This window comes from Streptomyces flavochromogenes, from assembly GCF_000717595.1.
Taxonomy (GTDB): domain Bacteria; phylum Actinomycetota; class Actinomycetes; order Streptomycetales; family Streptomycetaceae; genus Streptomyces; species Streptomyces flavochromogenes.
In genome coordinates this window covers 271,002-291,104 of the sequence record NZ_JNZO01000008.1, presented here as the reverse complement: position 1 = coordinate 291,104, position 20,103 = coordinate 271,002, and the positions used below count along the sequence as shown (strand labels likewise).

Annotated in this window: 15 protein-coding genes and 4 pseudogenes; 5 read left to right on the top strand and 14 right to left on the bottom strand. The window is 71.6% G+C overall.

The window, feature by feature from the left end; all coding sequences use genetic code 11:
• Positions 1-208: 208 nt before the first annotated feature.
• Entirely contained in the window at positions 209-3,097 is a 2,889-nt protein-coding gene (locus IF00_RS47805) for an MFS transporter (RefSeq protein WP_051820147.1), read from the top strand.
• A gap of 23 nt (positions 3,098-3,120) precedes the next feature.
• On the opposite strand, the pseudogene IF00_RS43610 reads toward IF00_RS47805, so the two are convergent.
• Positions 3,121-3,516 (bottom strand): annotated as a pseudogene (locus tag IF00_RS43610) (alpha/beta fold hydrolase); the annotation flags it as partial.
• On the opposite strand from IF00_RS43610, the gene IF00_RS45580 reads away from it, so the two are divergent.
• The 3 genes from IF00_RS45580 (at position 3,487) to IF00_RS0112345 (ending at position 5,894) form a co-directional block, all read left to right on the top strand.
• Complete coding sequence (locus IF00_RS45580; RefSeq protein ID WP_158710450.1) at positions 3,487-3,666, top strand: hypothetical protein; 180 nt, start codon at positions 3,487-3,489, stop codon at positions 3,664-3,666. The pseudogene IF00_RS43610 and the gene IF00_RS45580 sit on opposite strands and share 30 nt — an antisense overlap.
• A 254-nt stretch (positions 3,667-3,920) precedes the next feature.
• A complete protein-coding gene (locus IF00_RS0112350) occupies positions 3,921-4,748 on the top strand; it encodes a helix-turn-helix transcriptional regulator (RefSeq protein WP_037638025.1) in 828 nt (275 codons plus the stop codon).
• 81 nt (positions 4,749-4,829) lie between these two features.
• Positions 4,830-5,894 (top strand): methyltransferase, encoded by a 1,065-nt coding sequence (locus IF00_RS0112345; RefSeq protein ID WP_030317353.1) that lies wholly within the window; start codon positions 4,830-4,832, stop codon positions 5,892-5,894.
• 742 nt (positions 5,895-6,636) lie between these two features.
• Here the strand turns inward: IF00_RS0112345 and IF00_RS0112340 are convergent.
• The 6 genes and pseudogenes from IF00_RS0112340 to IF00_RS0112315 form a co-directional block, all read right to left on the bottom strand.
• Positions 6,637-7,065 carry a lasso peptide biosynthesis B2 protein gene (locus tag IF00_RS0112340; RefSeq protein WP_051820145.1) on the bottom strand — a complete coding sequence of 143 codons (429 nt, stop codon included), beginning with the start codon at positions 7,063-7,065 and terminating at the stop codon, positions 6,637-6,639.
• Positions 7,062-7,388 (bottom strand): hypothetical protein, encoded by a 327-nt coding sequence (locus tag IF00_RS46410; protein WP_051820143.1) that lies wholly within the window; start codon positions 7,386-7,388, stop codon positions 7,062-7,064. Before IF00_RS46410 ends, IF00_RS0112340 begins: the two co-directional genes overlap by 4 nt.
• Positions 7,348-9,243 carry an asparagine synthase-related protein gene (locus tag IF00_RS0112330; protein ID WP_030317349.1) on the bottom strand — a complete coding sequence of 632 codons (1,896 nt, stop codon included), beginning with the start codon at positions 9,241-9,243 and terminating at the stop codon, positions 7,348-7,350. The genes IF00_RS46410 and IF00_RS0112330 overlap by 41 nt, the downstream gene beginning before the upstream one ends.
• Positions 9,243-9,422 (bottom strand): lasso RiPP family leader peptide-containing protein, encoded by a 180-nt coding sequence (locus IF00_RS0112325; RefSeq protein WP_030317348.1) that lies wholly within the window; start codon positions 9,420-9,422, stop codon positions 9,243-9,245. The genes IF00_RS0112330 and IF00_RS0112325 overlap by 1 nt, the downstream gene beginning before the upstream one ends.
• Positions 9,423-9,840: 418 nt before the next feature.
• Complete coding sequence (locus IF00_RS0112320) at positions 9,841-12,084, bottom strand: FG-GAP repeat domain-containing protein (protein ID WP_037638022.1); 2,244 nt, start codon at positions 12,082-12,084, stop codon at positions 9,841-9,843.
• A gap of 368 nt (positions 12,085-12,452) precedes the next feature.
• A pseudogene (locus tag IF00_RS0112315) lies at positions 12,453-13,262 on the bottom strand (RNA repair domain-containing protein); the annotation flags it as partial.
• A gap of 740 nt (positions 13,263-14,002) precedes the next feature.
• On the opposite strand from IF00_RS0112315, the gene IF00_RS0112305 reads away from it, so the two are divergent.
• Positions 14,003-14,431, top strand: coding sequence for a protein-tyrosine phosphatase family protein (locus tag IF00_RS0112305; RefSeq protein ID WP_030317343.1), 429 nt, complete (start codon positions 14,003-14,005; stop codon positions 14,429-14,431).
• 253 nt (positions 14,432-14,684) lie between these two features.
• Here IF00_RS0112305 and IF00_RS0112300 read toward each other — a convergent pair whose 3' ends face one another.
• The 7 genes and pseudogenes from IF00_RS0112300 to IF00_RS0112275 all read right to left on the bottom strand — a co-directional run bounded on the left by IF00_RS0112300 (position 14,685) and on the right by IF00_RS0112275 (position 19,871).
• Complete coding sequence (locus tag IF00_RS0112300) at positions 14,685-15,926, bottom strand: alpha/beta fold hydrolase (protein WP_051820141.1); 1,242 nt, start codon at positions 15,924-15,926, stop codon at positions 14,685-14,687.
• A 298-nt stretch (positions 15,927-16,224) separates the two neighbouring features.
• Entirely contained in the window at positions 16,225-17,106 is an 882-nt protein-coding gene (locus IF00_RS0112295; protein WP_051820137.1) for a helix-turn-helix domain-containing protein, read from the bottom strand.
• Between the two features lie 209 nt (positions 17,107-17,315).
• Positions 17,316-17,759 (bottom strand): annotated as a pseudogene (locus tag IF00_RS0112290) (MFS transporter); the annotation flags it as partial.
• Positions 17,755-17,936: pseudogene (locus tag IF00_RS43600) on the bottom strand (transposase); the annotation flags it as partial. The pseudogenes IF00_RS43600 and IF00_RS0112290, both read right to left, overlap by 5 nt.
• A gap of 139 nt (positions 17,937-18,075) precedes the next feature.
• Complete coding sequence (locus tag IF00_RS43595) at positions 18,076-18,423, bottom strand: hypothetical protein (protein ID WP_078944650.1); 348 nt, start codon at positions 18,421-18,423, stop codon at positions 18,076-18,078.
• A gap of 215 nt (positions 18,424-18,638) precedes the next feature.
• Positions 18,639-19,235 (bottom strand): hypothetical protein, encoded by a 597-nt coding sequence (locus IF00_RS0112280; RefSeq protein WP_030317326.1) that lies wholly within the window; start codon positions 19,233-19,235, stop codon positions 18,639-18,641.
• A 246-nt stretch (positions 19,236-19,481) separates the two neighbouring features.
• A complete protein-coding gene (locus IF00_RS0112275; RefSeq protein WP_030317324.1) occupies positions 19,482-19,871 on the bottom strand; it encodes a hypothetical protein in 390 nt (129 codons plus the stop codon).
• Positions 19,872-20,103 lie beyond the last annotated feature (232 nt).

Here is a 20,103-nt window from a genome sequence, read left to right as displayed (position 1 = left end):
CTGCCGTGATCCGGGGTCGTCTTTGCGGCAAGCCAGGGCGGCGGCAAGGGCAGTTGCTCTATTTTGGATCTCCTCATCCGATCGACGGGGGATCGCCGCATGGCCGAGGAAGAGATCGCGCACGACATTGATCGACCCGACGGGGAACGTCTGAACACAGAGTTCGGCCACCAGCTGAACTCCGACGTGAAGGGCTGACCTCTTCACCGTGGAACAGCTGACGGAGCAGGACCCCACACACATCGGCCCCTACCGCCTGATAGCCCGCCTCGGCGAGGGCGGGATGGGCCTGGTCTACCTGGGCCGGTCCGATCTCGGCCGTACGGTCGCGGTGAAGGTCGTACAGGCCGACCACGCCCAGCACCCCGAGTTCCGCAGGCGGTTCACCCGCGAGGTCGCCGCGGCCAGGCGGGTGGGCGGCGCCTGGACGGCTGCTGTCCTGGACGCGGACACCGAGGCGGCCGTGCCCTGGGTGGCGACCCAGTACATACCCGGCCCCGACTTGACCACCGTGGTCGGCAAGGAATTCGGCCCGCTGCCCGAGCACTCGGTTCACACCCTCGCCAACCGTCTCGCCCTCGCCCTGCAGACGGTGCACGAAGCGGGCCTGATCCACCGCGACCTGAAGCCCTCGAACGTGCTGGTGACCGTCGACGGCCCTCGGGTCATCGACTTCGGGATCGCCCGTGCCCTCGACAGCATCGGCGGGGACAGCCTGCTCACCCGCACCGGCATGCTGATCGGCTCCCCCGGCTTCATGTCTCCGGAGCAGGTCCGCGGCCACGAACTGACCCCGGCCAATGACATCTTCTGCCTGGGCGCGGTCCTCGTCTACGCCGCCACGGGGCGCCTTCTCTTCGGCGCCACGGACACCGGACTGAACGCGCACCTCTTCCGGATCGCCGAAGAGGAGGCGGACCTCACCGGCGTGCCCGATTCGCTCGTCGCGCTCGTGCGCGCCTGCCTGGACAAGGACCCGACGAAGCGGCCCACGCCCGCGCAGGTGGTGGAGCGCACGGTGACGAACCGGGCCGAGGAGTGGCTGCCCGGGTCGGTACTGGCCCACCTGGGGCGCCGGGCAGCGGAGTTGCTGGACTTCACCCCGCAGGTGCGAGGCACGCAACCGGATCCACGGGCCCAGGCCGCCTTCTCGGCCGCTCTGCCCCAGCCGACCTCGTACCCTCTGCCGCCGGCTTCACCGCCGGCTCCGTACGTTCCGAACCCGTACGATCCGACGGCTGCGGCCGGCTCCGGCCCCGTGGGGGGATTCGGACCGCCCGCGACCCCACCGCCCGGCGCCCTGGTCACGCCCGCGCCCGTCGGCCCGGCGGGCGACGACGGGGGCCCTCGTACCCGGCGCTGGTGGGGCCTTGCGATGGGAATGCTCGCGCAACTGGTCGTGCTGCTCGACCTGGCGATGACGACGCCCCGGCTGCTGTTCGCAATCAGCGCCGACCTGGGCATGGGCCGCTCCTCCGAGCAATGGATGTACGTCGGCTATGCCCTGGCCTTCGGTGCGCTGCTCCTCGTCGGCGGGCACCTCGCGGACCTCATCGGCCGCAAGGCGACGCTGCTCATCGGCCTGACCGGTTTCGCGGTGAGCACCGCGGTCGGCGCGGTGTCCCCCGGGCCGGCCGTCCTGGTCTGGAGCCAGGTCTTCAAAGGCGTCTTCGCCGCCCTGATCACCCCGGCGTCCCTCGGCCTGGTCGCCGCGCAGTTCACCGAGCCGAGGGCACGCAGGAGGGCCTTCGGGATCTACGGCGTGATCGGCCTCGGCGGTTCCGCGCTGACCATGTTCCTCGCGGTGCCGCTCACATACGTGCTGGCCTCGTGGCGCATGTCCATGTACGTCACCGTCCTGCTGGCCTTCATCGCCCTCCTCGGCACGGCCACCCTGGTCCGTGACCGGCCCGGCGGCCGCAACCCCGCCGGCTTCGACACGCCCGGCGCGCTGTTGAGCGCATTCGGGGTCGCTTCCCTCGTCTTCGGCCTCGCGGAGTCGGGGGCCGCAGGCTGGGGAGCCCCCCTCCCGTCCGTGGCCCTCGTGTGCGGCATCCTCCTGATCGCGGCCTTCGCCCGGCGGCAGTCGACGGCCCGGAGCGCGATCCTGCCGGCCTATCCGACCAGGACCCGCGACAGCCTCGGCGCGTCGCTCGCCCTGTTCATGATCGGGCTTGCCCTGTCGACCGTGATCGCGCCCCTCGACGCCTTCCTGAACAGCGACGTCGGAGCGGTGCCCACGGTTGCGGTCTTCGTGCTGATGACCGCCTCCTTCCTCGTCGGCTCCTTGCTGATCTCCGCCCGGCTGCTGCCTCGTGTCGGGCCGCGCGTCCTGCTGGTGTCGGGTCTGCTCGTCGCGGCGGTCGGGCCGCTCGTCCAGCTGGCCATGGGCGGCTCCGTCTCCAGCGCCTACCCCACCGTGATCTGCATCGGCCTCGGTGTCGGCACGGCCGGCACGGTGCTCTACTCGGCCATCATGGACGGCGTCGCCGCACATGACTCCGGCGGACGAGCCGGTCTCGTCATGGTGAACCAGCATGTGGGCGCCGAGCTCGGATTCGCGCTGCTCGCCGGAGCGGCCGGGCACAGAGCCGGGCTCCTCTTCATGCACGACGACCCTCTGCTCTCCTACCTGGAGGCGGGGGCCCTGGTGGTGGCTGCGCTGGTCGGAGGACTGCTGGTCAGGGCCAGGCCTTCGGAGGGCGGCGCGGACAGCGCGTCGGCACCGCACTCGGCGGGCTGGTCCGCCCCCGTCCGGACGACTGTTGACCGCAGCGAAGCGAGCGGCGTGCTGCTCGTGGAGAACGGCCGCGTCAAGCGCATTCCGACGGAATTTCGCGGGATGGATCTGGTGCAGGAGATCAGCCGCCTGCTTCGGGCCGAGAACGTCACGATGACACGGCTCGGCACGGACCTGACCCTCTGGCATGCCGTCGGCCCCGGGACGCCCAATCCGGTCGCGAGCCGTCTCATGGCCGAGCACGGCTTCGAGCCGGTCAGCGGGGCCGCGATCGTGGCCGGACCTGTGATCGGCCACATTCCGTTTCCCCTGGGCGGCAACGCGGCCGAGGGCCTCGCGCTCCGTCTTGGGCGTTGATCCTCGGCCACCATGAGATCGCCCGTGACCTCGACCGCGGAGCCGCCGTCGTGGAGCGGGTCCGTCCACTCCTTCGGGCTGCCCGTCAGCGGGGACTCGGGGAAGCCTCCTTGGAGCCGGCCGAGGCTCTCACCCTCTTGGGGCACGCAGGCGGCCACGTAGACGAGCCCCACGACGTTCTCCGCGGCGCCGGCCACGGTGATCAGGGCACCGCCGTACGCGTGGCCGACGAGTACGACCGGGCCTTCGACCTGCGTCAGGAAGGCGGAGAGACAGGCGGCGTCCGACGTCAGGCCCCGCAGGGGGTTCGAGGGGGCGATCACCGGGATTCCGCTGCTCCGCAGTTCCGAGATGACGCCTGTCCAGCCTGTCGCGTCGGCGAAGGGTCCGTGCTGTGCGTCGCCTACGGCGACGGACAGCTGAAGCCGGCCAAGCGGGCGATGCACGGAGACGCGGCCGGCAGGTGGAGCACGCAGACGGTCGACGCCGAGGGCGGTGTTTGGCCTTCCCTGGTCTGCCCCAAGGACGACACCCACGTGGCCTACATGAAGGGCGGTCAGCTCTGGTAGGCGCTCGGCGTGCGGGACGATACCCCTGCCCCTCTCCCCCGACACGGCAGACCACAGGTACTCGCCGCCACTGCCGTGCCCGGGCCGGTGACCGCGACCGGCACGCTTGCGCCGCGGCACCCCGGGACGCATCGGACGACCACTGCTCACCGGCACGCACAGGACACCGCCCGGCGGAGACGGTCTGATCCGCCTCGCGGACCCGTGGAACTTTCGTACAAGACAGGGCCGCTGAAGTCGGCGACGGTAGAGGCATGCGCAGACACGAAGCGGAGGCCGCCCCCATGGATCGCGATGCCGAGTACGGCTGGGAGGTCGCCCATCCCCTCGGCGGGGCATCCCTCGACGGAGTCAGGATGGCCGGATTCCGTGACCGCATGGCCGCCGGGCTGGATCTGCGGGTGCTCCCCCAGCCCGCCGTGATCGTCGTCATCGAGCTCGGGGACAACACGGTCACGGTGGAGAGTGCCCGGGGACACCAGCCCATGAGGAGTCTCGTCGCCTCGCTGTCGCCCGGCCCTGCCCGCATCCGTGGCGAGCGCGTCGAGTGCGTCGAGGTGCGTCTTTCGCCCCGGGCCGCCCATGCGCTGCTGGGCGTCTCCCCACGCGAACTGGACGGCTCCGTCACCGCTCTTGAGGACGTGTGGGGGCGGCACGAGCGACGCCTCCGCGAGCAGTTGACCGACGCCACGACGTGGCAGGAACGCCTCGCGCTGATGGACGCGTTCCTCACGAGACGGGCTGCGGGGGCACCGTCGATGTCGCCCGAGGTCGCCGCAGCCTGGGAGACCATCGTCGCCCGTCGAGGCCGGATACGGGTCGGTGACCTCGCCGCGTCCTGCGGATGGAGCCGCAAGCGGCTGTGGTCCAGGTTCAGTGCCCAGATCGGCCTCACCCCCAAGCGTGCCGCCATGCTGGTCCGCTTCGACCACGCCGCCCGAGCGCTCCGCGCGGGCGAGAGCGCCGGCAACGTCGCCCTGGCGTGCGGATACGCCGACCAGCCCCATCTCCATCGCGATGTGCTGGCCCTCGCCGGATGCACTCCGGGCGCCCTGGCCGGCGGGGCCACGTCCACCGACTGACCGCGCCCGATCGACCGGCCACACAGACGAGTGTCCACGCCGGTTCAACCACGTACCACCACACGAAGAAGGGAAGCACCTGTGGCGAACATCGACGTCCGAGCAGCAGGCATGGCCGACCGTGATCTGATCGTCCGGCTCGCGTTCGGGAGCATGGCCGCGCAAACCCTGCGCGCTGCGGTCCGGTTGAGGGTGATGGAGCTGGTGGGCGATGCGCCCCGCCGGGCCGCCGATGTGGCCGTCGACGCCGGAGCCGAACACCAGCCCATGACCCGACTGCTGCGCGCCCTGACCGGGCTCGGCCTGCTGCGGGAACACGCCCCCGACTCCTTCTCGGTGACCCCCGCCGGCGCACTCCTCGACCCCGGCCGCCCCGACTCGCTCACGTCGTTCGTGGGAATGTTCACCGAGCCGGCGATCGTACGCGCCTGGGAGCACCTCGACGACAGTGTCCGCACCGGCGGAGTCGCGTTCGACGCCGTCTTCGGCACGGACTTCTTCAGCCACCTCGCCCAGCACCCCACGCTGTCCGCGGAGTTCAACGCGTCGATGAGCCAAGCCGCCTCGGAGACGGCCTCCGCCCTGCCGTACGCGTTCGGCTTCGGCAGGTTCACCACCGTCACGGACGTCGGTGGCGGCGACGGCACTCTCCTGGCCGGTGTACTCACCGCGCATCCGGGCCTCGCCGGTGTCCTCTTCGACACGGCGGAGGGTCTGGCCGAGGCGCCGAGGACGATGGCGCGGCGCGGGCTGGACGGGCGTTGCTCCCTGATCGCCGGGGACTTCTTCCGTTCGGTGCCCGGGGGCTCGGACCTCTATCTGATGAAGAGCGTCCTGCACGACTGGACGGACGATCAGGCGGTCACGATCCTGAGTCACTGCCGCGCGGTCCTGCCGCCCGGCGGCCTCGTCCTGATCGTGGAGCCCGTGCTTCCCGAAATCGTCGACACCCGTGCGGAATCCGACAGCACCGACGGCGGAATCACCTACTTGAGCGACCTCAACATGCTGGTGAACGTGGGTGGCAGGGAGCGTACCCGCAAGGACTTCGAGGACGTGTGCCACCGCGCGGGCCTGTCCGTCACATCGGTCACCCCCCTCACGGAGGCCGCACCGTTCTCCCTCATCGAGGCCGTGGCCGGCTGACGGCCCTCAGCCGTTCGCCACCTGCCCCGCCAGCCGGCAGGGCAACGCCCTTGACCTCAATCAAGCTTGAGGTACCAGGATCGTGTGCAGCGGGGAGCACCCGCCTCACGGACAACGGCAGCGGGAGTACCTCATGAGCGGCAGCACGGCCGGAATTCGTGGGAGGGGCGGGCGCATTCGCGGACAGTGACCTGCGGCGTGCGGCCGTCGTGGCGCTCCGCGAACTCGGGTGAAGCGATGACTGCCGAGACCGGGCGGATGCCGGTCACAGCCTGGCAGGGTCCTCCGAGATGCAGGAGGCCGTGGAGCCGCTGATGGCGCTTGTGCTCGACCCTGATGACAGCTTCGTCACCCGGCGGACCGCGGAAGGTCTGCTCCGGCGCAAGGGCAGGGCCGGACTCGCGATCGTCGCGCCGCACCGGCAGTCGCCAACGACAACCACGCCGACTGGATTCGCACCGCCACCGTCGATGTCTTCAGCATCTCCTCGGACGACCTGGACGAGGCACTACGGCTTTGCGAGGAGTTGTCCGGCGACACCGACGATCGTGTTGCCCGGGGGCCCGTCGGCTGTCCAAGAGCCTGGTGACCATCGATCCCGTTCTTCGCCCCGCGTAGCGGGTCGCGATCGCCGTTGTGAGGGTGGAGATCTGGACGGCGGCGGCAGGCAGTGTCCAGCACGTTGCCGACCCGGCGCCCACGGACCTGGACGAGGCGTGAGCCGCCGGGCGTCCGGCACGCATCAGACGCGCAGGGCCGTCGCGTAGGGCCAGCCGTGCGGGAGAGCGGTCTCGGGTTCGCCTGTCGGGCCGGACGCGGTCTCGACCCAGGCGTGGTGGACGCGCGGCGGCGGAAGGAATCGCACGCCGAGGCACCAGGAGAGGCGGTAGCCCTGGGCGGCGGCCGCCAGGCTCGCGGCGAGCGAGGTCTCGAGGCAGGCCGCGCGCCCCGGCCACCAGACACCGGCCGCGCGCGCCGCCTGGACCATGCGGGCGGCCCGGGGCTGCGCCGGTTCCCTCAGTGGCAGACGGTGCAGCAGGCGCACGAGGGCGGTGGTGCGGTGCAGCGGGAGTCTCAGCAGGAGGACGGCGGTGAGGAAGCCGAAGGATCCGCAGAGCAGCTGGGGCAGGGAGGGCTGCGGGCCGACGGCAGGAGCGACGGGGAGGCTCATCGTCCGGTCCTCCCCGTGAGGAGTCCGGTGAACGGCCACCGGCGGCGCGCCGGCACGGCGGGTTGTCTGATCAGGAGTCCTGCGACGCGCAGGTCGTGGAACAGGGCCAGGAAGGCGCGGTCCGAGCGCGAGGCGTCATCGCCCGATACGGCCGCCGCTTCGGCCGCGGCGGCCTCCGGGTCGGCGCCGGCGAGGATCGCCTTGAGGAGTGAGGCTCCTGGCCGGGACAGGTGGTACCAGCGTCCGGAGCGCTCGTCGAGCAGAGCGGCGCCCGCGGTGTCGTCATGGACGACGTGCACGGTACGGGGCAGGACCCAGGGCACGGGATCGGTTCTCCTTCCACCATGTCGAGCGGTTCTGGGTTTCCAGCTGCCGCAGCCACACCTCGACCGCGACGAGGTGGTGCACCGCGCCGAGCGGCAGCGGCAGCCCCGGCGCCGCCCGGCGCAGTACGGCGGCCACGGGGACGGGGTCGACGAGCCCGAGGCGGGCGAGGCGGGAGCCGGCTCCGAGCAACTCGGTGAGTGCGGCGCAGTGTTCGGCCAGGCCCGCGTAGACGGGCCCGCCGAAGGTTCCCTTGGTGCGCCGGTCCAGGACCTGGTCGGCGACGATGCCGCGCATGGCGCGGGTCAGCAGCGGCTTGTACACGCCGGGCAGGTGCCGCTCCTCCGGCGGTACGCCGAAACAGACGGCCACCACCTCGTCGTCCAGGTACGGGGCCCAGAGGGGCATGCCGAGGCTCGCGGCCAGGTGTGCGTATTGGGCGACGTCGTCGCCGACCCTGGCCAGGCCGTGCGCGTCGCGCCAGCGGGCGAGGCGGTCCGGCTGTTCGCGGGATCGGCAGGCGTCGGTCACGTGGTCCGCCAGGAGGTCGCGGGCCGGGCGGGGCATCCAGTCGGCGACCGTCTGGACCGGCAGCCAGGCGGCGCCGGCGCTCCCGGTCCCGCGGTGGGCCGTATCGGCCGGGGCCGCGGGCCCGCGCAGCCGGTCCGCGAGGTGCCCCGCCTCCACGGTCAGCGTGAGCGCGGCCTTGGACCGGGCGGCGCGCCACAGGCCCCACACGGAGGTGTGGGTGACCCGGGCCGCCGCCCTGGCCGTCGCGGCGGCCCGGCGGCGTTGTCCGGCGCGCAGGGCGTCGGTCAGGACACCGGAGGCCGTAAGGACGGTGTCGCCGCCGGTGCCCACGAAGTGTCCGCGTGAACCGTGCGCCGCCATCGCTCCCAGGACCTTCGCCTTCATCGCCCACAGCACGACGGTGGGGCTCGGGGCGTCGGAGACGGGGACCGCGAGGTGCTCCGGACCGAGTCCGATGTAGTGGAGGGTGGAGCGGTCGCCGGTCATCACGTGATGGACCACCCCCGGCATCTCGGCGGCGGCGGCCGTCGCGTACGGGAGATCGTCGTTGCGCAGCCATGCGTCGGTGTACGTGACGGCATGGGTCTCCCCCGCCCTCGCGGAGAGGTGGGCGAGGGTCGTGGAGTCCAGCCCTCCGGACAGGTCGGCTGAGCACAGCGGGGTCGACCCTGCGCGGCGGTCGACCGCCTCGGTCAGCCGGGCGTGCAGGAGCCGGGCCCCTTCGGGGAGGGTGAGGTGCTCCGCGTGTGCCCGGGTGGTGGTGCCGGTTCGGACGAGACGGGCCGCGCCACGTTCGCAGAGCAGAGCCGTGCCGGGTGGTAGACGGGCGACCCGCGGGAACAGGCCGGCGTGCGGGTCGAGCACCACGTCGGGCAGTGCGGTGCGGGCCGCGAGCGCGCGGAGGTCGGGGATCGGCACGCCGGAGAGCGCGGCCAGCGGTGTCGCCGCGTTCGACCACCAGACCCCGCCGTCGAGATCCGCACGGTAGAACACGGGCCAGACACCGGCGCGGTCGCCGACGACCACCGTACGGTCGCGGGTCTCGGCCACCAGCAGGCACGAACCCGGCCGTTCCGGCATCCGGTCCAGCTGTCCGGCCCGTATCGCGTGGAGCGTGGCGGCGAGTTCGGCATGCGTGGGCGGGCAATCGCCGACGGCGGCGATCCGGGAAGGTCCGGGGCCGTCGCCCTCGACCGTGCGCACCAGGACGGGTCCGACGGTCCACGCCGTGGCGAAGCCGGGGATCCCCTCTCCGGCGACAGGCGCCGGGACCGGCGTCCTGCTCGTGTCCGGTCCTGCCCGGAACCCGGCCGCCCAGCGCATCAGTCGTCGGTCGGCGTCCAGTGCTGCGTGTCGTCGGGGTGGCCGTGCGACCAGTTCCCGAGGGTGACGTCACGCACCGATCCGGCGTCGACGAGGAGCAGTTCGGGGTCGCGCGCGTCCGCCGCGGCGGCGGAGGCGTTCTCGTGTGCGGGGTCGCGGTGCTGGTGTGCAGAGTTCATTGCTCTCGCTCCCGATGGATCGTCAAGAACAGTGACAGGCCGGCCGCAATGACCGTCCGTGATGCCTTCCGCGAGGATTTCCGAAGGTGTCAGCATGACCAGTCCGCGCCGGTGAGTCCATCCCGGCGCGGTGGGGAATCGGCCCGTCCTCCCCACACCGCGTCAAGTTGGCCGGATCACGCCCTCTTGTGCGTGTGGGTGGTGGCCTTGACCCGGACGCGGGTGTGCCCTGGACCCGGACGGCGACGTCTCCGTACCGGCGTTCGCCGCCGGGTGTGTCGCCCTCCGAAGAGACTGTCAGGAGGCGTGCTCCGCCTCGGAGGTGCGGGCGCGATGGAGCATCCACCGCGCCCGCACCTGACTCCAAGGAGGCCCGAGCGCCGGTAGGGCCGTTCGGGCGGCTCAGGGGACCTGCGGGTCAGGAGAGGAGGTCGTACCGGATGTCCGGGTCGGCGCTGTACCAGGAGACCCCGCCCCGCGTGCCGAAGGGCTGCTTCCAGGAGCCCGTGCCCTTGTACACGTACGCGTCGCCGCCGCCACCCTTGACGGAGGCGTACAGGTCGGGGCGGCCGTCACGGTTCGCGTCGCCGACACCGAGGAGACGGTCGTACGTCCCCCATCCCGCCCCGACCCTCACGCGAGGCGCGAAGGTGCCGTCTCCCTTGCCGAGGTACAGCCAGAGGACGCCGGCCGTGTCGCGGGCGACGAGGTCCCCGGCCGGAGCTCCGGCGAGGTTGCCGGTGGCGGTGAGCTGGTTGTAGGCGCCCCAGCCGGTGCCGATCTTCTTCCGGGCGCCGAAGGGGGCCGTGGCCGAGCCCGTGCCCTTGTACAGGTACAGGCCGCCGGTCTTGTCCGTGGCGACCAGGTCGGCCCGTCCGTCACCGGTCAGGTCGCTGCCGCCGGTGAGCCGGGTGTACGCGCCCCAGCCGGAGCCGATGCGGACCCGGGTGCCCAGCGGGGCCTTGGCGTTTCCGGTGCCCTGGTAGAGCCAGAGCACACCGGTTTTGTCCCGGGCCACCACGTCGCTCACGGCCGAGCCCGCGATGTTCCCGACGGCCTCGATCCGGTCGTAGGCACCCCAGCCGGCGCCCACGAGGAGCCCCGGGTTCTGCTCGATGTAGCCCTCGTACGGGTTGGGGAACGTGTCGTCGATCCACAGGCGGCCCGTGGTGTCCCGGACCAGCACGTCGGGTGAGCCGTCGGCGTCGTAGTCGTGCGCGCCGGGCTTCCTCGTCACCGTGAACGCACCGGAGGACTTCAGCTCCGGTCCGATGCCGTTCAGCGGCTTGGCCGTGATCTCCCAGGTGTACGGCCCGCTGGGCGCCCCGGTCCACATGTCGCGGGTGTTGTTCCAGGTGAGCTGGCCGTTCCAGGTGTACGCCGCCCGGTGCGGGTCGTAGTCGCCGTTCAGCGGATAGACCCCGTCCGTCAGGGTCTCGCCCGTCCGGGTGTTGCGGATCCTGACGGTCATCTCGACCTCGGACCGGCTGAGCTGCCAGACCATGCTGAGGCGGCCGCCGGTCCTGTCGAGGTCGACGACCGCCGGAATGGCGTGGCCGAGCAGAGTGACCTTGGTGGACAGGCCGGAGGAGGCGACCTGGGTGGCGGCCGGTTCGCCGTTCGCCCCAGGGGCGATGCGGTACAGGCCCTCGCCGCCCTGGACGGTGCCGCCCTGGACGAGGAGGGATCCGTCGGGACCGACGGCCGAGGAGTCCGAGTCGTCCATGAGCTTGCGGGTCGTGCCGTTGGCGAGCGAGCGCGCGGTCACGGCGTACGCCGAGGAGGGGTTCCGCTCCTCGTACCCGCCGGTCTGCCCGTACGTCAGCCAGCCGCCGACCAGACCGAGCGAGTCGACCGCACCCGGCAGGGTGATCCGCTGGGTGGCGGTGCCGGGCTTCCGCTCGGCGACCACGGCGGTCCGGAAGCCTCCGCCGGCGGGTCCCATCCAGGCGACGTGCGTGCCCGAGAGCGCGACCCGGGCCTGTGCGGGGTCGCCCGTCATCGCACCCGTGTCGGTGACCTCGGCGGTGGCGAGGTCGACGGTGGCCCACTGCGCGCCCGTGGGGGTCGTGTACGTGAGCAGTGCGGTGTCCGGTGTCGCGGCCCTGACCTTCGGGTCCGTCGCGGTGGCCGGCAGGCCGGTCACGACGCGGTCGCCGACCTTGCCGTCGTCGCCCTGGGCAAGCAGGTGCACGGCGTCTCCGCCCTGGCTGTCGGACGCCTTGACGAACAGAGTCCGGCCGACGGCACCGACGAAACTGGTGTCCCTGGCGCGGACAGACAGGACGTCCTGGCCGGTCGCCATGTCCCGGAGGGTGATGAAGCCGTCGTTCCCCACCCGAACGATCACGTCGGAGGCGCGCGAGGCGGTGATCCAGGAGTCGTCGAGGGACCACGGCTCCGCCGTGGTGCCGTCGTAGCGCGTCCAGACGACGTGCAGGCGCTCGTCGGTCCGGGACCAGGTCAGGAATCCGGTCGTGCCGGCGCCGACGACGACCGCGCCTTCCTTCGGGTAGGGCACCACCACCGAGGCGGAGGCTGCGACTGCCGAAGGAACGGCGGCCGTTGCGGGGCCGGCGGTCGCCAGGCCGCCCCCGGTGACGGCGAGAACGACGGCGACAGCCGCGCCGCGCCGGACGCGGGGGGTGCGTATCGGGGTCAAAAGGGTGTTCCTCTTCAGAGTGCGGGCATGGCGAATTCTCGCCGTAGCCACAGGACTTCCGGGGGAACCGAAAGGTTGTACGTCCGATCGGAAGAACTCGTCGACTTCGTCCCTGCTCCACGTACGGCAACATCGACATGCGCCCGAAGCGGGCCGTGGGGGAGCCCGTGGAGCCGTGGACGTACATGCCCGGCACGCCGCGTGCTTGATCAGGTCCGGGCGGCCATCCCGGTGACGTCACCGGGGCCGACGAACCCCCACTGCAGATGGCCTCGGACTCCGCGGGGCCGGCCGAAACCCGTGACCGCCTCTGGCTAGACGGGCGGTGACGGCGGAGGATTGCCCGGGAGGGCCGGATTCTCCGGGTGACGTACGTCGCCGCTGCCGAGCAGGACGCGGGCCCGGACCCGCATCGGCTCCTCGCCGCGCCGGGAGAGGAGGACCAGCTCGCCGACCCGGGCCGTCATGGTGCCGAGGAGCGCCTCCGCCTTGCGGGCGAGGGCGTGCGGGTCCGGGGTACGGCCGAGGGACAGGTGCGGGGTGAAGCCGTGCGAGTGCGATCCGCAGAGCGGGAAGCGGAGCTCCAGGGACTCCCACAGTCGCGCCCAGGGCTCGTGGTCGGCGGCGGCCGGATCGAGCCAGACGGTGGCGTCCTCCCGGTGCCCGAACCAGTGGACGCCCGCCAGGCGGGCGGTGAACGGCGGCGTCTCGGCGAGCGCCGCGGCGACCAGCGGCAGGGCCCGGGCGAACTCGGCCTCGGGGACGAAACCGAAGAGCACGTTGACGTGCGGCGGCCAGCGGCGGATCTGCCGGTCGTGTGCGCGGCGAACGTGCTGGATCGGCGGCCACAACTCCGCCGGCGGCAGCCAGGCGACGGCGGTGCGGTTCGTCGACGGGACGGCGAGGACGTCGCCGGGTGCCGGGTCCGGCACGGGACCAACCTGCCCCACGAGGGTCTCGTCGAGCCGGTCGACGCCGGAGGCGCGGTCCCAGACGACCCGGCCGTCCGCCTCGAAGAACACCACCCGGTGCCAGGGGATCTCCCCGCCCGGCACGAAGTCGCCGAGCAGGACCCGCTTCGGCGGGGCCCCGCGCTCGGCGATCCCCATCACGAACCGCTCGGGGTCGAAGCGCGGATCCCAGAGCACCCGGTGGTAGATCTCGTCGCTGGTGTGCACGTCGGCACCTGCCCTCGACTACAGGGTGACGCGCGCCCGGTCGCCCTTGCAAGCGCGCGGGCCCGGACGGCCCTGGGTGCGCCTGCCGCAACCCGCAGCGAGGTGAGCGGGCCGGTCACTCGCCTGTCGCTACAGGCCGCAGGCGCCGCCCGCGATGACACCGCGGCGACCTCCAGCGGGCGCGGACCGCCCACCCTGGTCTGTTCCGCCTCCTCGTCCCCGTGCCCTCTTCGAGGAGAAACCGGCCCCCTCCATGACCGGGTTCCTCGCCTTGTGTCAGACGCACCTGTCACGAGAGGAATCGGAGATCCTCTGCGGCTGGACCGTGATCGTGCCCTTGTCGCTCGACGAGGAGATCTGGTTGCCCATCGATTCAGCCGACCACGAGTCCATGGTGGCCGGCGCTCCTCAGGTGCTATCGCTCGCAGAGAAGCCGGCGGCAGCCATCGGTCTGCCCGCCGAGACCCCGGCGACATGCGACAACCTCGACCTGAGCATGTGGTTCATGCACCAGGCAAAGGAACTGGCCCCTGCTCGACCAGGACCGTGGACGGCGGACCTGGGCACGGCGTTCTACGCCGCATGCTCCTGCGCGCCGCCCAGCACTCGATCCGACGCGGCTGCCCCCTCGTCTGCACCTGAGACCCGGTGCGCAGCACGTTGCCGGGTGAGCGGGCCGTGCATATCCACGACGGGCGCGTGGAGGCCGGGGGGTCCCCACGGGGGGCTACCCTCGCACCGTGACTGCTGCATGGGAACCCACGACGGCGGGCGTGCTGCGACTGCCGTCAGGCCGACTCGTCCGCGGCCGGGGGCTGCGTCGACCACTCCCGCAGGGCCCGCAGCCCACCTTCGCGCTCTACCTGCTGGGCCACCGGCCACCCCCGGTCGACTGGGAAAGCCGCTGGCTCCGCTGGCCTGACTTCTGGCTGCCGTCCGACCGCGGCGCAACCGCCGACGCGCTGCGCGAGGCGTGGGCGCGCGCCGAGACCGAACGCGTAGAGATCGCCTGTGCGGGCGGACAGGGACGAACCGGGACCGCCCTGGCATGCCTCGCCGTTCTCGACGGTGTACCCAACCGTGAGGCCGTCGCCTACGTCCGGGAGCACTACGCTCCGCGCGCCGTCGAGACACCCTGGCAACGTCGTTTCGTCTCCCGCTTCCAGTAGTGGCATCGGGTTCGGGGGCGGTGGGCGGTGACGTTTCGATGTCACTGTCGCCGTGCCGTCGATGGCCGCGTAGTCCTCGGCCCGCACCAGGTCGGTGACGAGTCCGATGGCGGGCAGGTCGGTCATCCTATGACCGGTCGGCCCACGCGCCAGCCGTCGCCGCCAACCCCGTCCCGCCCCACCGGCCCTGCCCGGGTCCGCAGGTGTCGGACCCGGGCCTCGGCGGCGGAGGGTGCCCCGCGCGGGGTCGTGATCAATAGGCCTGGCGCAGCAGGAACTCCTCGGCGGCCCGGGCGCCGCCGTCGCTGCGGCTCTGGGTGGAGTGGCCGGCCCCCGCGAGAACGACGAGTTCGGCCCGCGGGGTCACGGAGGCCAGGTCGCGAGCCCAGCGCACCGGCGTCGACAGGTCCCTGTCGCCGGCGAGGATCAGCACCGGCATCGTCAGGGTGCGGCGAGGCGCGGCTTGGTGGGGGCGCGAGGCGGGCCAGTGCAGACAGGTCCGCGGGATGCCCTGCGCGCCCGCCGTCTCCGGCTCGAAGGGCCACACCGCCGCAGGCCGGATCCGTTGAACGGCCCGCTTCAGGGCTCGTTCCCGTCCCTCGACGGGGGCGGCGGCATCGCCCCACGGCCATCGGGAGTCGGCACAGAGCGTCGCGGCGTGCAGTCCTGAGCTGAACTCCGAAGGCGGTTCGTCGGACGGTGCGGAGAACCCGGCGACGAGACCGTCGAGGCGGGTGCGGTCGCCGGATGCGGAGGCGTGGATGGCGGCGAGGATGCCGAACCGCGGGTTGTCGAGTTTCGGGTCGATGATGCTCGCGATGACGAGCAGGTTGAACACGCCGACCCCGTTGCCATCGCGCCGTACGACCGTCGCCAGGTCGTGGGCCGGGTCGAATCCGCACGCCTGCTCACGGCAGGCGGCGCGGAGCACCCGCGCGGAGTGGCCGAGGGCGTCCTCGTACAACACGCCCGCACCGTCGAGCGGTACGACGGAGTCGAGGACGAGTTTGCGGACCCGATGCGGATGGGTCAGGGCGTACTGGCCGGCGGTGAACGTGCCGTACGAGACTCCGTCGAGCGTCCAGGAGCCCACGCCGAGGGCGCGCCGCAGGTCTTCCAGATCGGCCACCGTGTCAGCGGTGGTGTAGAAGTTCCGCTTCACACCGAGGCTTGCGGCGCAGGCGGTGACGGCGCCGGCCGTGGGCGCGACGGTGTCGCTGCTGCCCACCTCTCGCTGGAGCTGCGGGCAGTCGACGGCCGCATTACCGGTACCGCGCTGGTCGATCATCACCAGCCGGTACTGGGCCAGGGCTTCGGGGAGCCGCTCGCGGATGCGCTGGACGAAGGGGATGCCCGGCTGTCCGGGGCCACCGGTGAGGAAGAGGAGCGTCCCTCTGGGCGCGTCTGGGGCGCCGAAGACCGCGGTCCGGAGTTTCAAGGTGCCCGGCACGGCGCCCGTGCGGTCGAGAGGCACGGCGAGATCGGCGCAGGTCACGTCGGTCTGTCCCGGGCAGGGACGCGGATCGGTGAGCCCCGGTGCGGCGACTGAGGAAGCGGAGAGGGCGGTTGGGAATGAGGGGTACGAGGCTGGTGCGGCGCTTGGTGCGGAACTCACGCACACGAGGGCCGTCAGCGCTGCCGCCACGGTCGTGGCGGCTCTGGTCAGAAAGGTCATCGTCACGTTCCCCCACGAGGAAGAGGGGCGCCGTACAGCATCCACGGGGAGCACGGCACCGGCCGGGTCTCCGGCCGCCGCCAGTCTGCGGCCCGCCCCGCCCTGGGGCGTTGGACATTCATGCGCGATCCGCGAGAACCCCCCTCAAGGCGCTGGGGACGCGCCCCGTATGGCTGCGGCACACACGGGTCAGATGTGCCTGGTCGGCGAATCCGTAGTCGTACGCGAGGGTGCGCAGGCTGTCCTCGCCCTCCTCGATCGCGTGCAGGACGCCCCTGACGCGCAGCTCGTTGCGGTGGTGCGTGAGGGTCCTGCCGGTGACAGCGCGGAAGACGCGGCTGAGATGGTGCGGCGAAACGCCTGCCGCGCGGGCCAGCTCCTCCAAGGAGAGGTGGAGCCCTGGGGTTCCGTCGGCCAGGACGGCGCAGACGTCGCGGACCAGCCGGGCGTGGGCGCGGGCGGCAGCGGGACGTCGGCACGTGTCCGTGCGCCAGGGCGCGGCGGAGGCGGCCACGCCGTCGAGCAACCGGTGCAGCCGCTCGCCCAGTTCGAAGTCGTCGGCCCCGCGACGTGCCGCGGCCAGCAGGGCGCGGTGGTGCACGTCGGTGGTGCCGGTGACCGTGAAACGGCGGGAGTGCGGTGGGCCGTCGAACCGGTCGGTGAACAGCTCGGCGCCGAGCCGGATCTCCGTGGACCGGTCTCCGGGTCCGATCGGGTGGGCGACCCGGTGTTCGTCGCCGGGCCGGGTGACGTAACCGCCGCTCGCGTCGACGAAGAACTCCTCGCCGGCGATGCGGCGGAGGTAGCCGCCGGACCGGGCCAGGACCACGGTGTACCCGTCCGCGTGCCCGGGCCCGATGAATCCCGTTCTGTCCTCGCAGCACAGGATGTCCTGGGCGGTGATGCCGGCGGTGCTGATCTGGCCGCGCAGGGCCCCGCGCCGCTCCCGTACGGCCTCGTCTTCACGTAACTCCCTTTCCTTGCGACTGTCTTCGTTCAAGTGCTCCACCCCCTGCGGCCTCGGATCCCCCACTGCGGGGCGGTTCACACGCGCCGACCCCCGACGGCGGTGAGGGCGACATGGCCTTGACGGCAAGCCGACGCCGGGTCGAGGCCGGGGTCGTACTGTCCGCGCATGATGGCGCCGATGGTCTGGCAGCGGACGCCCACCCCTTCGGCCAATGCCCGTCGAGACACCTTCCGCTCGACCTACGCGTCTTGCCGTACAGGTGCGGCCGCCTGCGGCTCGGGGGCGGCGGGTTCGGGCAGGGTACGGAACAGCAGCCAGCTCAGGGCGGGCATGGCGATCAGCGGTGTCAGGGCCATCCGCAGGGAGGTGGAGTCGGCCAGGTGTCCCCACAGGGGGCTGATGAGGCCGCCGATGCTGACGGTGAGGCCGAGGGTGACGCCGCTGGCGGTGCCGATGCGGGACGGCAGGTAGTCCTGGCCGAGGGTGACCTGGAGGGAGAAGGGGACGTACAGGCCGGCGGAGGTGAGGGCCACGAAGAGGAACATGGCCGGGCCGGGCATGTAGATCACTCCGGTGACCGCGGCGATCGAGAGCAGGTAGGACCAGCGGGAGACACGGACGCGGTCGTAGCGGTTGGCCAGCCACCCGCCCAGGACCGAGCCGACCGCGCCGCCCAGGAACACTCACCGGCCATGTCGGCCGCGGCCTGCACCTGTTGCAGCAGCCGCTGCCACGCTCGTCCGCCGACCACTGCCGATGACGTCATTTGCGGTCTTCCACGGCCCGAACCTCCCAGGAAGACCACGCCAGTGCACCCCGGTTCGCACCCGGTGCGAGATACCGTCGATCACCTGCCGATGCGATGGCCCCTCCACCGGCCACACCGGTTGTTGCTGACCAGCAGCAACAGGCGCAGCCGTTCTCACTCCGTATCCGTCAAGTGGGGCCCGGCGCGCCGGCGAATTCCGCGCGGAAGCGAGTGACGTCCGGCGCCGCCTCTCAGGCCCGGTCCGTCAGTTCCTCCGCGAACACCTGTGACAACGGCTGTGGTCCCACGTACTGCTGGCAATTGCATTGGCCTGCCTCGTAGCGGACCGGCTTCTTGTTCTCGTCCCAGGCCGTCGGCACCTCGACACGTTCATGGCACCGGCCCTGATTGTCGTGCTTCGCCAGATGGTGCGTGCACCCGCACACTGGCTCCGGCGCCTTGTGTACGGCCTCAAGCGCCAGACGCTCCTGCTTCGCCACCTCCAGCAACTCCAACTTCCGCTCATGCCGATGGCGCAGAGCGGTCCGGGCGTTGTCGACCGCCCCCCCTCGGGCCACGATCCGGTGACGGCCGACCAGAGCGCCGCCTCCTCGCCCGCGCACCCCTGAGCGGTGTGCGTGACCGCTCTGCGCCGCAGGGGTCGCGGAGTGCGTGCCACACCGGATCTGACAGAAGCTGCGGCTGAGCGCTCCAAGGCCTGCGTGGCGTCGTCATCGTGTTTCAGGTGATCGCTTCCGGCGACCGCGATCGAACGGGGAGACGCCCGAGCAGCGACCGCCTGTGCGCTCCCCGCTCAGCGAAGACCGAGCCTGGCGCGTTCGGCTTCGATCAGCTCCTCCATGAGTTCCTCCGGGACCACCTTGTACGCGGTGTCATCAAGGGCCTCGTAGTCCTGGGTGCTCAGCGGTAGGCCAAGGTCGGCGAGTTCGGCGGCCAGTTGTGTGAACGCGATTCGCTCGTCGGGCTCATCCTGGTAGCTTGCCCGCTCGGCCGCGACCCCCTCGGTCAGGGTGAGGCCACCCAGACTCCAGAAGGTGAACTCGGTGTCCAGCTCTGTGAGATGCCAGGGACGATCCGCGGGTTCGTCGGGGTGCAGCCAGTAGCCGATCCACCCCTTTCCACCCTTCGCCACGAGCTTGACGTACGTGGCCATCTCCGCGGTCGCGGCGTTGATGGCCTGCAGCTCCGGATCCGCGAGTTCCTTTTCGCTCAGATAGCTGGTGTCCAGGAGCGGGTGGACCTCTCCCGCCTCGAAGAAGTCGAGGTCGAGTAGGCGGGTGAAGTCGGTGCGGCCTTCCCACTGCGCCACGAGCAGAACGCGCAGATCATCGGGTATAGGACGGCCGTCCAGCCGCTCGCGGGAGAACTCGGCGAGCCGTTCGTCGTACATGTGCCCTCTCCAGAGGTCTAGGCGAGATCCTCACGTCAACGTAACAGCGGCGTTTGACACGAGGCTCGGCATGCCGGCCTCTGCCTCTGGCGGATTTTACGATGGAAGGATTCATCAATCCGGGGCGCGACTGAGCGGATTCAACGGCCACAGGTGGGCCTCGTTCCGCTCACAGGCCACCGTGAGGGCCAGGCGCGGGGCCCGGCCCTCAGCGGCAGGCGTACGGGTTGAACCGTTCACCGGTGATCACCGGTGGTGGCAGTCCCAGTGGCCCTTCACCCAGTGGTGATCCCAGTGGGCCGGGACGTAGACCCACTTGTGCTGGCGGTCGTGGCTCCAATAGCCCTTGTGCCAGTCACCGTGCTTGTCGTGATGGCCGGGGTGCCACGTCTTGTGGTGGGTCCACTTCTTCTCCCAGTGGCCCTTCACCCACTTCTTCTCCCAGTGCCCCTTCTTCCACTCGCACCGGTCGTGACGGTCGTGGCGGTCCTGACCACCAGCCACGACGGTCGAGACGGATGTGGGCGCGGGTGCCGCCGTCGCCGTGCCGGACATGCCGAGCGCGGCGCCGCCGGCCAGCAGTCCCGCCGCGGCGGCGCTTGCCACCAGACGACGGGCGCGCATGGACGCGGTCATCAGACGCACCTCCCTCGATGGATCGACTTCCGTGAGCACGTCGAGTGGTGCCGTCGGGTTCGATCGGTTGACTCGCCGTGCGGGGTCACCAGGGATTCGGAGCCGGACCGGCGGCAGATGAAGAAGCGCCGGAATTCGTGGGCAGGGCGTCGGAGGCGAGAGGCGCCGAAGGCTGCGAATCCGAGCCGAGAAGGAGCGCACCGTGTGCGAGACCGTGGCCGCACGAGCCGGC

What these genes read in the sequence shown, in the direction of transcription:
- IF00_RS0112330 (WP_030317349.1), bottom strand. Translation starts at nt 9,243, where the DNA reads ATGCGCTGGGCGGCCGGGTTCCGGGCAGGACCGGACACGAGCAGGACG.
- IF00_RS0112280 (WP_030317326.1), bottom strand. Translation starts at nt 19,235, where the DNA reads ATGTACGACGAACGGCTCGCCGAGTTCTCCCGCGAGCGGCTGGACGGC.
- IF00_RS0112275 (WP_030317324.1), bottom strand. Translation starts at nt 19,871, where the DNA reads ATGACCGCGTCCATGCGCGCCCGTCGTCTGGTGGCAAGCGCCGCCGCG.
- IF00_RS0112340 (WP_051820145.1), bottom strand. Translation starts at nt 7,065, where the DNA reads ATGAGCCTCCCCGTCGCTCCTGCCGTCGGCCCGCAGCCCTCCCTGCCC.
- IF00_RS0112350 (WP_037638025.1), top strand. Translation starts at nt 3,921, where the DNA reads ATGCGCAGACACGAAGCGGAGGCCGCCCCCATGGATCGCGATGCCGAG.
- IF00_RS0112325 (WP_030317348.1), bottom strand. Translation starts at nt 9,422, where the DNA reads ATGAACTCTGCACACCAGCACCGCGACCCCGCACACGAGAACGCCTCC.